The sequence below is a fragment of the Pleomorphovibrio marinus genome, from assembly GCF_003347495.1.
Taxonomy (GTDB): Bacteria; Bacteroidota; Bacteroidia; order Cytophagales; family Cyclobacteriaceae; genus Pleomorphovibrio; species Pleomorphovibrio marinus.
On record NZ_QCXY01000002.1, the window covers coordinates 456,430 to 470,830 of the forward strand.

General features: G+C 44.0%; 9 protein-coding genes. 5 read left to right on the top strand and 4 right to left on the bottom strand.

Features of this window, described 5'->3' with window-relative positions:
* The first annotated feature begins 3 nt into the window (after positions 1–3).
* From DB520_RS07895 to DB520_RS07915, 5 genes are all read left to right on the top strand, one after another.
* The gene (locus DB520_RS07895) at positions 4–1,443 is read left to right on the top strand and encodes a RagB/SusD family nutrient uptake outer membrane protein (RefSeq protein WP_114749145.1); all 1,440 of its coding nucleotides are present in this window, start codon (positions 4–6) and stop codon (positions 1,441–1,443) included.
* Between the two features lie 2 nt (positions 1,444–1,445).
* Complete coding sequence (locus DB520_RS07900; protein ID WP_114749146.1) at positions 1,446–2,258, top strand: DUF4843 domain-containing protein; 813 nt, start codon at positions 1,446–1,448, stop codon at positions 2,256–2,258.
* A gap of 29 nt (positions 2,259–2,287) precedes the next feature.
* Positions 2,288–5,755: a S8 family serine peptidase gene (locus DB520_RS07905; RefSeq protein WP_114749147.1), complete on the top strand. Its 3,468-nt coding sequence runs from the start codon at positions 2,288–2,290 to the stop codon at positions 5,753–5,755.
* 156 nt (positions 5,756–5,911) lie between these two features.
* Complete coding sequence (locus DB520_RS07910) at positions 5,912–8,632, top strand: PQQ-dependent sugar dehydrogenase (protein WP_198675270.1); 2,721 nt, start codon at positions 5,912–5,914, stop codon at positions 8,630–8,632.
* Positions 8,633–8,654: 22 nt separating this feature from the next.
* The gene (locus DB520_RS07915) at positions 8,655–9,989 is read left to right on the top strand and encodes a Gfo/Idh/MocA family protein (protein ID WP_114749149.1); all 1,335 of its coding nucleotides are present in this window, start codon (positions 8,655–8,657) and stop codon (positions 9,987–9,989) included.
* Positions 9,990–10,041: 52 nt separating this feature from the next.
* Here DB520_RS07915 and DB520_RS07920 read toward each other — a convergent pair whose 3' ends face one another.
* The 4 genes from DB520_RS07920 to DB520_RS07935 form a co-directional block, all read right to left on the bottom strand.
* Positions 10,042–10,434: a hypothetical protein gene (locus DB520_RS07920; RefSeq protein ID WP_114749150.1), complete on the bottom strand. Its 393-nt coding sequence runs from the start codon at positions 10,432–10,434 to the stop codon at positions 10,042–10,044.
* 5 nt (positions 10,435–10,439) lie between these two features.
* Positions 10,440–11,231 carry a hypothetical protein gene (locus tag DB520_RS07925; protein WP_157971981.1) on the bottom strand — a complete coding sequence of 264 codons (792 nt, stop codon included), beginning with the start codon at positions 11,229–11,231 and terminating at the stop codon, positions 10,440–10,442.
* Between the two features lie 113 nt (positions 11,232–11,344).
* Positions 11,345–12,979, bottom strand: a complete 1,635-nt coding sequence (locus tag DB520_RS07930) for a hypothetical protein (protein ID WP_114749152.1) — start codon at positions 12,977–12,979, stop codon at positions 11,345–11,347.
* Between the two features lie 269 nt (positions 12,980–13,248).
* The gene (locus DB520_RS07935; RefSeq protein WP_114749153.1) at positions 13,249–14,397 is read right to left on the bottom strand and encodes a DUF4249 domain-containing protein; all 1,149 of its coding nucleotides are present in this window, start codon (positions 14,395–14,397) and stop codon (positions 13,249–13,251) included.
* Between the last annotated feature and the right edge of the window lie 4 nt (positions 14,398–14,401).

Genomic DNA, 14,401 nt, shown 5'->3' on the forward strand with positions numbered 1-14,401 from the left:
GTTATGGAAAACAAGCAAATTATCTACTCCATTTTGTTGACCTTGACGGTCGCGGTTTTCTCCTGTACCGATCTGGAAACTACTCCAAGGCAAAGTCTTACTCCTGAACAGGCCCTGAACGATATCTCCGGCTATTTTGCTGTTTCCAATTCCATGTATAATCGTGCCACTAGCTTTAATTATTATGGTCAGCAAATGATGATTGCTCCTGAAATTTTGGCCGATAACTTAAGATTGGTGGCAAATACAGGAAGGTACCAGGGAGAGGAGACGAACGGGGACAGGGATCACATTAATTTGTGGAACTCCAATGTCTTTGGTGGGATCAACGATGCCAACTTGATCATTGCAGGTATTGACGATGAAAATGTAACCGGTGAGGAAGACCAAAAATCAATCATCAAAGGGGAGGCCTTCTTTATGAGAGCCTTGTTTTACTTTGATTTATGCAGGGTATATGGGTACGAGCCAGGCAGGGAAGTAGATGGTTTCAATTTGGGGCCAATCTTAAGGCTCTCACCCACCTTGGTGGCCTCGGATGCAGACTTTCGGGAAAGAGTCACTGTACTTGAAGTATATGAACAAATTGAAAGGGATCTTATCGAGGCAATACCCTTACTTCCTCTTGTACCTTTAGGTTCTGAGGGTGTTTACTTTGGAAACAGGGGGGCAGCTTTTGCCCTTTTGGCCAGACTGTACCTCTACTGGAACCGGATGCAAGAGGCGGAAGCGGCAGCCTCTGAGGCCATGATCCGGCTTGGCCTTCGTTCAAATGGGGAAGGCCTTACTCCTCCAGGTGCGTATGTGCAGGGGTTTTCTAGGGCCCCTCATCCAGAATCCTTATTTGAATTGGAACTTAGACAAGTGGACTGGAGTACGGTGGACGGAGTGAATAACTCTCTAAATTCTTTGACTTCAGATAATGACCCAGCTGCACAGTTTATCGTAGGGGCGTCAAATGAGCTTATCGCTACCTATGAGACAGGGGATGTAAGGAGGGATTGCTGGAGAGAAACCACCAGGGATGGTATAGAAGGCCCTGTCTATGCCAGCAGGAAATGGACAGGGTATAAGGGAGATTTTCTAGAAAACTTGCCAATTATTAGAGCGGCCGAATTGTACCTTATACGAGCGGAAGCCAGGTACCAAAGTAATCCTGCAGGAGCAAGGGAGGACATTAATGCCTTGCGGGAGCAAAGAGGGCTGGGGCCTGTTGACAATGTAATCACTGGACAAACCCTTTTTAATCGGATTATGCTGGAACGTAGACAAGAATTCGCCCTAGAGGGGCATAGGTTCTTTGACTTAAAACGGAATGGGATGAATATTACCAAACATGCTGATTTTCTGGAAGTGCCCTATACCGATTACCGAATCCTTTCAAATTTACCGTTGGCACAGATTCAATTGAATGAATTATTGGTTCAAAACCCAGGATATTAGCGATGAAAAGGACAGTAAAAAGCAGCCTCGTTTTATCCCTCTTGTTCATGGTGGGTATGTTTTCTTCCTGCATGGAAGAATCCGGGTTTACCATCCTGTGGGAAGGGCATGAGGTGGAATTTGAAGAGGCATCCAGACCCAATGGCACAATTACGAGGATATTTACGAAAGAGTCTGACAATCAGGTGGATGAAACCACCGTTAGGATAAATTTGGTAGGAGCACATGTGGACCAACCCATTGAACTTTTAATCGCGGCAGACCCTGAATCTACCGCTATTCCTGGAGTGCATTATTCACTGCCTTCTACTACTTACACGATAGCTCCAAACTCCAGCTTTATAGATGTACCCATAAGTATTTTGACCGGCAACCTAGGCACAGATGAAGATCCCAATCTCATTCTTCAAATATTGGATGCCGGAGATACCAAAATAAGTGCTAATTATAAAAGCGTAACCATTGAAATCAGGCTTGCATGTCCCTCTGACCTTGCAGGAACCTATAATACAGTGAATGTGGGTACTGGTGGTACCGTCAACTATCAGGTAACCATTACGGAGATAGAACCATTTACATACAGAATCTCGGATATTACAGGAGGTGTTTACTCTCAAGTTTATGGGGGTGAAGATAATCCCGCCATTTTCACAGAGCTATGTGGAGTCATTTCTATAGTAGACCAACCGGATGTGGTGTTTGGTGGGGATGTGTTTAATGGCACAGGTACAGTAGATGCGAATGGCGTAATAAGGATTACTTGGAGTAATGGTTCGGAAGATAGTGGAACCACCACCATGACAAGAGTGCCTTAGGAAATTGAAACCAGAGTGGGCAAATTACCATGACTAAAACAAATAATATTAAATATTGGCTGCTGGTTTTTGTAAGCTATTTCCTAATAAGCTTACAGGGTTTTTCACAGGTCTTAAGGCCAGGGGATGATGGCCTTCAGGAGTTGAGAAAGGAAACTTTTGATAGACTTAATCAGAACGTACAACCTTACAGCCTTAGCAAAGACCAAAAGGCTGAAATCGCAGAGAGATTTAACGTGCCTTTGAAATTGTTTTTAGAGGATGGTAAGGTTGCCGAATTTCAATACATGGATCGAGAAAACCACCCGGTTTATTATACTACGCACAATGTGACTGCTGCTATTACCACAGGTACAAGGGCCTTACAGTCTGGGGGCGGTCTAGGACTAAATCTAGCTGGCCAAAATATGGTTATTGGTATTTATGACCAAACCCGACCAAGGGCTAACCATAATGAATTTGTGGGAAGGGTTACCCAGATAGATGGTTCTACCGAAACTATCAGTAACCATGCTACGCATGTTACGGGTACCATATTGGCCACTGGCAACAATGCCAACGCTAGGGGCATGGCCAATGCTGCTACGGGGTGGGCCTTCAACTGGGATGCAGATATTTCCAAGATGATGCAAAACGCCTATGATCCTGATGCTTTGCCAGATGGGCACCTGATTTCCAATCACTCCTATGGCATAGTGGTAGGTTGGTTCAGGGATAGTAATGACAACTGGGCTTGGGCAGGTAACGAGAGTATTAGCCCCAATGAGGACTATAGGTTTGGTTTTTATACCAATAGGGCAAGACAGATTGATGAATTGGCTTTCTCTAGGCCGTATTACACCGTAGTTTGGGCAGCAGGTAATGACAGAAATGAAGTCGGGGATGGTTCTAGGGATTCTGATGGACCTGACGATTCCATAGGACCTGAAGGAGTGGCAAAAAACAACATAGTGGTGGGTGCCGTAAATGGCATCACCAATTACACGGGACCCAATTCCGTGGTGATGAGTTCTTTTTCAAGTTGGGGGCCTGTGGACGATGGGCGGGTCAAGCCAGACTTGGTGGCCATGGGGGTGAACGTATTCAGCTCCACCATAACCACTGAAGGAGGGGACAGCTATGGTTCTCTAAGTGGGACTTCCATGGCGGCTCCCAATGTTTCAGGTTCGCTCTTACTTTTGCAAGAATTGTATAGAGAAAGAAATGCCGGTAGGTACATGCGTTCCGCCACCCTGAAAGCCCTTGCTATACAGACTGCAAAAGAAGCTGGCATGAACCCAGGCCCCGATTATATGTTTGGATGGGGAGTGCTGGATGCTGAAGCTGCTGGGCAAATTATCATTGATGAAAATAGTTCAAGCCGGATTATCAGGGAGCTGGTGCTTGAGAATAACCAAACCTATGAGTTTGACTTTATCTCCGACGGAATAGAACCTATAAAAGCTACCATAGCCTGGACAGATCCGGCTGGCACACCTCCACCTCCCTCTCTTAACCCCAGGGATAGAATGCTTGTAAACGACCTTGACCTCAGGATTTTCGGAGAAGATGGTACAGAGTATTTCCCTTGGAGCCTCAATTTTAGCCAGGGTGCAAATGCTGTAGCAGTAAATTCCGTTGACAACAACAGGGACAACGTGGAGCAGGTAGTCCTAAACACCCCTAGTGCCCAGCAATATACCGTAAGGGTAAGTCATAAAGGCAATTTGAGCAATAACCGACAAGCTTTTAGTTTGGTTTTATCCGCAGGAGTGGTGGATGGCCAACTCAACACCCTTTATTATATCGGAGAAGACGGTAACTGGGATAACCCTGAGAACTGGTCATTGAGCAGCAATGGGCAACCCGGGGGAATTCTGCCCAGTGAGGGTACCAGGGTGGTGGTGGATAGGCCTATCAGTCAAGGGGAACTTAGAGTACCACCAGCCACTAGCGTATTCAGTGTAAATCTTTTCGGAAATCAACCCTTGAACATCAACCTCAATAACAATAATCTTACCATAGAGAGTGGTTTAAGATCTAGTAATCCAAACGTAAGTATACGGGGAGGCTCCATTACTTTCGCCTCTTCGAATCCCAGTGAAAATGTCCTGGATTTTGGTCAATTGAGCCTTGAGGAGGTCTCCATTGCCATTAATGAAGGAAGGTGGAGAGTGTTATCCCTGCCCGATATTAATGATTTAAGACTGGAAAATGCACAGGTAGAATTGGATATGGGCACACTATCAGTGGGGAGTTTACTTCTAGAGGGAGAATCCGCTATTAGAGGTAGGGTTAATCAAATTGATTTTTCCCAAACTATTTCTATTGCTGAAACATCAGGAATGACAGAGGGATTTAACTTCCAGTTTTCAGGGCAGGAGGGAAACTTCAGTGACCAAAGGAGACATGCCCTGGGAACTTTTAATGTAGTTCAAGGTAATTTGGAAGTGGAAAATATTGGAAATATCGCGGAACTGACCCTAAGAGGCGGGGGTATTAGTTTTCGGCAACCTTCTCTGGCCATTGACAGGCTAAAGCTAGCCAATGGGGTTTTACTTTCCTTGGCAAATGGGCAGAACTTGACCTTGGTTGAACAAATAGAGCAACTAGAGGAAGGAAGCGGGACTTCTACTATCACTGCCGATGGGAAGGCTATTATCACGCATCCCCCCTATAGGAAATATTGTTTCACCAATTTGAATGTGGAAAATGTGGACCTTGTAGGGGAATCAGTTGTTAATCTTGGGCCAAATGCACAAATTTCAAATGCTGAAAACTGGTTGAATTTGAATTGCGAGAATGTTTTATTCCCCAATTTTGAAGTGAGGTTCAATTGTGCCGGCGGTTTAACCGAGTTCATTAATACCTCTGAGGGAAATATTTCTGCCTATAGGTGGAATTTTGCTAACATCGGAACTTCCACTTCCCAGTCACCAACTTACTTATTCAGTAACTCACGAACCTATCCAATAACTTTGGAGATCACCGGTCCAGGTGGAACCGCTGTATTGGAAAGGAATATACAGGTTAGGCAAAATACCCTTACTCAACCCGAAATTGTCGCTAATGGTGCTGTCCTGACTTCAAGAGTTCCTGCCAGCCAATACCAATGGTATAGAAATGGCCAGCCTATTTCTGAAGCCAATTCCCGCTCAATATCTGCGGAAGAGGGAGGAACCTATCAAGTTGCCGTTATTGATAATGAATGCAACAGGATTTCTGCTCCTGTTACGATTTCCAGTTTACCAAGTGAGCCTGCATTGAGTCGTCAAGGGTATAGGATTGGCCCCAACCCTGTTTCGGACAAGCTGAATATCCTAGTAAGCAATGACTATGTCGGAGAGATTACATTTGAAATCTTTTCTACATCTGGAAGGCAGGTTAAGAATGTAAAAGTCCAAAAAACGACTCAGGATTTAAATCATGAATTAGAGGTTCCATTTCCTAAAGGTGTATATGTGATAATGGTAAGCGAAGGGCAAAAAATATTTACCTTCCGGATTATTAAGGAATAAGGGCACTTGCTTATCCTAATTTAGTAAGGTTTGTAATAAAAGAAGCTAGGAAACAGCATTTTCCAAAAGTCCTTTTGATAAACAGTATTTACCCTTATTTTTAACTTTGAAAAAACACCACCATGTGCGATGGGGAGGCTATCTCCAGTAAATAATATGATCAACCTAATAAATAACCTAATAAGCATTAGACAGTATTTGTTCCCCAGTTTGTACTTTATTTTTGTCTTTGGCTGTCAATCACCAGGGCCATATGATCATAGGATGCCCGAGGATAATCGATTTACTAAGATTACTTTGGTGGAACAACTGGATGAACCAATGGAGTTGGAGGTATTAGCCGATGGTTCGGTGTTTTTTATTGAGAGAAAAGGAAAGGTTAAGCTTTATAATGGTGAGACGGGGGAAACTGAAGTGGTGGGTCAGTTAGATGTTTATCCGGAACATGAAGATGGGCTGTTGGGGATGGCCCTAGATCCCAAATTTGATCAAAATGGGTGGATGTACCTTTATTACTCACCTGCTGGCAGCGAAAGCATAAATAGACTTTCTAGGTTTACCTTCGACGACCGAAAAATGAGTAGGAACTCGGAAGTGGTGATGTTGGAAATCCCTGTTTTTAGGGGATGTTGTCACTCCGGTGGATCTTTAGAGTTTGGCCCTAACGGGAACCTCTTTCTTTCGCTAGGTGACGATACCAGTCCATTTGAATCCGACAATTATAACCCCATAGACGAAAGACCCGGAAGAGCAGAGGCCTTCGATGCTCAGAGGAGTTCTGGAAGTAGTATGGATTTGAGAGGGGGAATTCTTCGCATCAAACCTAAACCTGACGGGACTTACAGTATTCCGAAAGGAAATTTATTTCCCGAAGGCACACCTGCTACCCGACCGGAGATCTATGTATTGGGCAATAGAAACCCTTTTCGGATTTCTGTAGATCCAAAGAAAGGGTATCTTTATTGGGGAGAGGTAGGTCCTGATGCTGCTGAAGACCACCAAGAAAGGGGACCAAAGGGATATGATGAAATTAACCAAGCCAAAGAAGCTGGGTTTTATGGATGGCCTTATTTCGTTGGGGATAACAAGCCATACTGGTATTATGATTTTGTAAAGGAAGAAAGCATTTTCAAGTACGATACTGCATTACCCGTAAATCATTCTCCCAACAACACAGGTGTTAAGGAACTGCCACCAGCCCAAAAGGCCTTTATTTGGTATCCCTATGATGAAAGTGAGGAGTTTCCGCAATTGGGAGAAGGAGGAAGAAATGCCATGGCTGGGCCGGTTTTCTATTCTGACCTCTACAGGGATTCTGAGGTTAAGTTCCCAAAGTATTTTGACGGGAAGTTATTCATCTATGACTGGATGAGAAACTGGATTTTTCTGGTCACTATGGATGAAGATGGGAACTATCAAAAAATGGAACCCTTTATGTCCAATACCAAATTTGACAAACCCATAGATATGCAATTTGGAAGAGATGGATCTCTATATGTATTGGAATATGGCACTTTTTGGAATGCACAAAATGATGATGCAGGCCTATATCGCATTACTTTCAGCGAGGGAAATAGACCTCCGGTAGTGAATATAGCGGTCAACCCCAATAAGGGAGCGGCACCCTTGAGGGTGGAGTTCAGCAGCGAAGGCACCATGGATCATGATGAGGAGGACACACTTAGCTATTCGTGGGACTTTGTAGGAGCAGGTCAGGAACAGTCCAATGAGCCCAATCCCACTTACGTTTTTGAGAAACCCGGTATCTATAGGCCAGTTCTTACCGTTACTGACCAATCCGGAGTCTCAGTGCGGAACAGCTTAGAAATCCAAGTGGGCAATGAACCACCAAAAGTACAGCTTGAGGTTGAAGGTAATCGTTCCTTTTATTGGGACGATCTGAAAAATTTGAAATATAGGGTAAAGGTTACGGACAGGGAAGATGGACGTTTGGAAACAGGTGAAATAGCTGAAGAGGAAATTCAGCTTACTTTTAGCTATCTTGCTCAAGGCTTTGACAAAATTCAGGCTACAGCAGGCCATCAACAAACCCATTCCGGCCCTGTCGGTAAGGTGCTAATGGAAGGAAGTGATTGCTATGCCTGCCATGCCTTACAGAAGGCCTCAGTGGGGCCTTCATTTGAGGAGATTTCACATAGGTATTCGGCTATTTCCGATCAAGAGTTGGATAGACTTGTAGGTACTATTATCCATGGTGGCGGTGGGGAATGGGGAGACAGGTTAATGCCTGCTCATCCCCAATTAGAAGAAAAAGAGGTAATACAGATGGTGGAATACATACTTTCTGTAAATCAGGGTTCTGCTACAGGTGAACTGCACAATTTACCGGTGAGTGGAAGCTTGAGTCTCGACAAACATGGACCGGAAAAGGGTACTTATTTTCTAAGTGCCTCTTACTTGGATAAAGGTGCCGAAGGCCTGGATCCTATACCTGGAAGAGATGATCTTCAGCTCAGGTATGCAAAGGTGTTGGCGGCAAGTGCTGACCTCACCCATGATGCAGCCAAAGCAAATAACAAGGGCTCTTATCTTGTTAAATTTACTTCCGATAGTGCGTTTTTAGCGTTTAAGAGTATTGACCTTAGGGGCATTTACAAGGTAGTGATGGAGGTGGATCCTGCCAATACAAGTGGCAAACTGGAATTAAGACTTGGAAGTGAAGAAGGAGAATTAATAGGTGAAAGTCCAGAGCTTTCCAAGGCAGATAAAAAAGGGGAGTCTAGATGGATAGAAGTAGAGCTTCCGTTAAGCCCTAAACAAGGACAGGGAGATTTGTTTGTTGTCTATCGTGGACCTGAAAAAACCTCGATATGGAATGGGTTTCTTTTGAACTCTCTTTATTTCAATCAAGAATGAAAACAATAAACCAAACATAAACATGAGTAAAGTAAAAAATTCCCGGTTTTCCAGAAGAAAATTTTTGGGTACAGGATTGTTAGGAGCGGCTGGGGTAGGGTTGACACCTACTCTAAGCCTTGCAAAGCCCACTTCCGAATTGGCTTTCGCCCGAAAAGCGGAAACTCTAAGACTTGGTTTTATAGGACTAGGCAGGCAAAACAACGGCTTGATGAACAGTTTTATAACCATACCCGGAGTGGAGGTAGTGGCAGGGTGTGATGTTTATGGCGTAAAGAGAGAAAGGTTCAAACAAAAAGCTGATGAACATTATGCCAAAGAAGGAAAGAAGGTAGAGGTGGAAATTTACGAAAACTACCATGACTTGTTATCCCGAAAGGACATTGATGCAGTGGTAATAGCTTCTCCCGATCACTGGCATGCCTTAATGGCCATAGATTCCTGTAAGGCGAAGAAGGACATCTATTTGGAGAAACCCCTCACTTTTACAATTAAGGAAGGGCAGGAGCTAATTAAGGCAGTAAGGGAAAACAATGTAGTCCTGGCCACTGGTAGTATGCAGCGTTCTTATGCTAATTTCCAGCATGCTGTTAAAATGGTGCATAAGGGACGAATTGGAAAGGTAAGTGAGGTACACGCCTGTGTAGGTGGCCCTCCAAAACCCTTTGACCTTCCGAAGGAAGAAGTACCCCAAGACCTGAATTGGGAAATGTGGTTAGGGCCATTGAATGCCGATATCCATTTTAACCATGAGCTGAACCCACCTATTACCCTTAATCCACCTGAAAATGAAAAAATGTGGGGAGCTTGGCGTTGGTATAAAGAAACCGGTGGTGGCCTGACCACAGACTGGGGAGCTCATATGTTTGACATTGCACAATGGGCCATAGGTGCTGATAGAAGCGGGCCTATTGAAATCATTCCTCCTGGACATGGAAGTACAGAATACCTTACTTTTAAATATGCCAATGGGGTGACTGTAACCGAACAACCCTTTGATGAGAAAGAAACCAGGGGGTGTAAGTTCTTTGGGAGCGACGGGTGGATTGAAGTATCACGTTCTCATTACGAGGCCTCTGACCCCTCCCTCTACCCGGATATAGCGGAAGGGGAAAGTTTACAGGGAGGTGGTGGAAGAGCCCATCACCTTGATTTTATCGATGCAATCATCCAAAGAAGGGATCCAAATACTCCGGTGGAAATAGGCCATAGTACCTGCGTGACCTGTACCTTGGGTAATATTGCATATGAGCTGAATAGACCCTTGAAGTGGGATCCAAAGAACGAAAAATTCCCGGATGACCAAGAGGCGAGCAAACATTTACATCGTCCCTATAGATCGGGGTATCGACTGTAAGGTAATTTCGAGGGGCATACCGAAAGGTTGCCCCTTTTTTTCGTTCTGGAGACTAGCTTTTCATGGCTGAAGCCAAATTTTGAATGTTTTGCGTTATTTCTTTAGGATTTTTTGAAATTATAGCCAAACCAAGACCTGCCAATGCAGTAGCTAGGTGGATTCCTTGTTGGATGTTTTCGAGACCTTTCACGGTTTTTTCCATGCCTTGGCATAATCCCCGGATTTTCTCCAAATCAGACTTGGCCTCTTCTAGGACCAAAAGGGTAGAATGCACCAGCATTTCGTCACTCTGTTGAAAAATGGTGGAAATACATTGGTCTAGATGCTTTCGCTGTGCTTCATCCAGTTTATTCCAGTTGGCAAATAGAAAATCCTGAAGCAAGTTCCCCATCGTATGGTAGTATTTTCCGAGTTCCCTAGACTCTTTTGCAGATAGTTTTTCCATCCGGGTTACTGGCTAAGTTGGTTAAAGGCCACAATTAGATCTGAAAGGTCACTTTGATATTGTTTGGTGAAGGCCTTAAGGTCTTTTCCGGTCAAACGCCTCCTATTGTCAAATAGTACCTGATGTGCTTCGGATATCTTTCTCAGGGCAGTACTGGAAGTAGCTATCTGTGCTTCAATTTTTTTTATCTCGTCCAACTCCTCATAATATATTTTGGTGGCCATGCCAGTTTCAAAATCGCTCAGGTTTTCACTGAACGTAAGGCGTTGGAAATACCCGTAAAGCCTGGATTTTCTGTTGTCAAGTATGCCTTGAAGATTGCCTCTAAGCACTATTTCCATTTTCTCCAACAAAGCCAATAAAGGGGCGTTTGCCTCTTCGATGTATTGGCTCAGCCTTTTTCTTCTGAAGGCATCGGTACTGGCATTGACAATGACCCTTGCCAACTGGTTGTATGCCTCTGTTTCCTGTGGGGAAATCCTCCAATCACCAAAATCCCCTTCTACCATAACCCTTTTCGGACCGCTGAGATCGTATTGGGTTAGCTGGTTGCCGCTCAGTTTTTCAAGTCCGTCAAAGTACCCCTGAACGGTTAATTGAAGCCTGAGTAAAACACTGTCCGCTTCCTGGTAAGTTTCACATCCGCACTCTTCCTCTCTTTGTATGGTGAAAGAAGCCATACTCCCTATCCTGCACCTATCCCTGCAACCCTGAGCAAACCCGAAATTGATTTTTTGAATAGTTCCTATGGAAGTCTTTGAGGTCTTTGAGAAGTCCCCTACTTCTTTTAAGTTCACACAACTGCCCAGCAAAATGCAGCAGCAAAAAATCCAAATTCGATGTTTTTGATAGTGCCCCATGGAGTCGTACACTTGGTTTTAAACAAATATATAAATTCCACTAGTGGTTTCTATTTCACGCTAAAATTTAAAATGTGGTTTTCCCAGACTTGGGTATCAGGATGTAGGAAGCTGAGATTGATCTGATACTCCCCCGATAATTGGGAGGTGGTGAATGAAATTGAATCATTTTTCGGAGAAAGAGAAGGCTCCCATATCAAAATATTTCTGAAATCCGGTTTTCTTGCCGTAGAAGGAGGGCGAGTGAAATCATTTTCCACAGGAACTTGAATCCCCTTATATTCGATAAACAGCGCAGATTTGGGGAGGTCAAACTTCCCAAAGTCATTTTCAAAAGAAGTAAGGCTTATTACTCCTTCAAAGGTTTCCTTCTCGTAAAAAAAATACCTGGTAAGCAGGTCAAGCCTTTTGATATTTTTGGGATTGAGTTCCGCAAAGGCATCCGCATCAAAAACAGGCATAGCATCTATAAGGAGGAGAGGGTTGTTTTTAAACATGTTCTCGTGCGGTTTATTATAGGTTCTAAACAAAGTTTTACGATTTTGTTTCCTTATCAGTACGTGAGGGACGTATTCTCGGATTACGGTGGCTATATCATCAAATCGATTATAGTCATCCAACAAGTAGGACCTATCCGGGTTGATTACGGAGGCAAAGTCCTGTGGAGGGTTATAGGATTTTGGAATAAAATATTGATTCACGGATTTAGCCAAAATCCTTTCCTTAATTCTTTCTTTGTGTGCAGGATCTACTACCAGCCTTGGAAGCCGAAAGCTTTCTCTAGGCACGGCCGGCCAAAAAGGGGAGTCTAAAACAAAATTTACTTGGTCTTGCGATTTTCCTGATTGTACGACCACATAATCATAATGCCGAAATGCCCCCGTCTCAAACAAAAGCTGCCCTTGTTCATTCGGTTTTGTGATGAATAGGTGGGAGGAAGCCCCGTGTGCAGTAAGGTAAAATACCTCCGCAGTATCTATTGGCGTAGAGACCGTCCTACCTTTGATAACATGCCCATATATTTCTGGGATTGCTTGCTTGGCCTCCCAATCTTTCTCGGTATAGACATCAGCCCAGTCAATGTCCATCTTTTCTCCTTGGATGGGAATGGTATGTCTTACCGCCAATCTTACATTTTCTCTTACAGGAATGTTTTCGATTTTAAGGGCCACTTTTTCTTGAGTGGAATATTGTTTTTTATCTACGCTAAGCAGGCTTGAAGGCTTAGGAATCAGCTGTTTATCGGGAAGGGGTGCATTGGGATTTGGTGCCGATTCAGGGTTTATTACCGCTATTATGTCGTGATAAACCCCCGTTTCTCCAGAAGTATAAGGGCTGCTTCTGGTATAAACCCTTAATAGGTAGTTGTCGGTATCAAGGTTTTCCGGTACTGGAAGAAAACCCCTAGCATGGCCTTTGGAAACACCTATTAGCTGCTGGCTTACAGAAGTCCCTTCCCTGTCCAATATTTCGGCATAAACCACTTTTACCGGAGAGGGAGCTTCATTTAAAAACACATTGATGTCAAGCCACAGATCTTCCCCAGTTACTAAATGCCTATCAGAGACAAACACCTGAACCCTTTCGTTCCTGATTTGAGCTTGTTGTGCCATACAGATAAGCTGAGGCAGTATCCAGTAGGCTACAATAAAAGTTCCGATACTAATACAAAGACGGTTTTTCATCTGTTTATATTTGTTTTTCAATGGTCAGATGGAATGCCCTGGATAATCCTCCCCATGTGTGAGAATACTTTCTCATGGGCATTTCATATGTTTATAATTTCTTTTCAGCGGTCATATAGCCTGCCCCTGCCTGCCCCGAACTTGTTTCGGGGAACTTGTTTCGGGGGAATCTCGCATCTCCCCGATAGCTATCGGGGCATCCCAGTGTGTGACGTGCTCGTCATGCCCTGACTGCCGTCAGGACAGGCTCGATTTCATAGGCTTCTTTTTCAAAAGGATAAGTCTTCCCAAAAAGAGGGTCGATCTATGGTGCCACCCCTCATCCGGCAATCTGTACAATTCCTGGTGGTGGCTAAGAAGGCAGTACATACAGCGGAAAAGTCTCCACACCACTCGTAAAGGGGTACATTAATCGAAACCCGAAAATGCCTTTCATAATCTTCCATGCTTATAGTATCTACCAAACATGCTCTGTATTCTGGGATGATAGCATTCCATGGGTGTGCATCTGACCGGTCTATGAATATCCTTTTTTCGGTGGAAATACCTGCACTTACATATCCGATAACGGGCTCCTCAGCTTGATTCAGATTGCTGATGTTGCCCCTAACAAAAGAGGGGAGTGGGCTGAAAATATCTCCGATATCATCTGAATTCCTTCTGATGTTCTCCCAAAAGGCAAAAGCATCCTTGTCAATTGCCCTTTGCCGAACCAAGATACTGTACCTTTGCCCCAGTTTTTCGGAATTAACAGGGATTTCCAGCAATTCTTTGTTGTTGATGCTGTTGTTTTCGTACTTTTCCGAAGATTCCATGATCACCCGGGTGGAAGTTTCGTTATCCCAGCACTGGTAGAGTAATTGGTCTCGATTCACAAAGTCCCCCAATTCCAGGTCATATTCGAAATAGGATACGAAGGGGGTTCGGTAAATCCAGGTTTCCTCATATCCCCATAAAAAATACCTTGCTTCCTCATTTCCTTGGGTACTGGCATAGATTTTCATGCCTCCATTAGATTTCTCAAAATTTATTCGTCCAATTTCAGGGGTCAGGATCGGTTCCACAAAAGCAGATGCATATGAGGAGTTTTCAAAATTAATGGTGAGTCTGTAAGGTTGGTTTTGAGGCAGGGGACCTTCTAAGGTATAAATCCCTTCTCCCTGATTGTGAAGGGTCCATATTCCTTCCCTTTCGCCTTCTATACTTACTTGTGCCTGAGTTTGTGGGTCCGAGGCAACTTCCCCATAAATGGGGTTGGTTCTGCTTATTCGGAATTGTGTGGGCGATTCTCCAATATCTATATATCCCTCCACCACCAAAATGTTGTGGTCAAAACTACTTAGCTCAGGTTCGTAGGGTTCCCTGCATGCCATCAGTAACAAAATCGCTATCCCTATGTGTGTGATCCTTTGTTGCATAAGG

Excerpts from the sequence above, each read along its gene's own strand:
- DB520_RS07920 (WP_114749150.1), bottom strand. The coding sequence starts at position 10,434 with ATGGAAAAACTATCTGCAAAAGAGTCTAGGGAACTCGGAAAATACTAC.
- DB520_RS07915 (WP_114749149.1), top strand. The coding sequence starts at position 8,655 with ATGAGTAAAGTAAAAAATTCCCGGTTTTCCAGAAGAAAATTTTTGGGT.
- DB520_RS07900 (WP_114749146.1), top strand. The coding sequence starts at position 1,446 with ATGAAAAGGACAGTAAAAAGCAGCCTCGTTTTATCCCTCTTGTTCATG.
- DB520_RS07930 (WP_114749152.1), bottom strand. The coding sequence starts at position 12,979 with ATGAAAAACCGTCTTTGTATTAGTATCGGAACTTTTATTGTAGCCTAC.
- DB520_RS07895 (WP_114749145.1), top strand. The coding sequence starts at position 4 with ATGGAAAACAAGCAAATTATCTACTCCATTTTGTTGACCTTGACGGTC.
- DB520_RS07905 (WP_114749147.1), top strand. The coding sequence starts at position 2,288 with ATGACTAAAACAAATAATATTAAATATTGGCTGCTGGTTTTTGTAAGC.
- DB520_RS07935 (WP_114749153.1), bottom strand. The coding sequence starts at position 14,397 with ATGCAACAAAGGATCACACACATAGGGATAGCGATTTTGTTACTGATG.
- DB520_RS07910 (WP_198675270.1), top strand. The coding sequence starts at position 5,912 with ATGATCAACCTAATAAATAACCTAATAAGCATTAGACAGTATTTGTTC.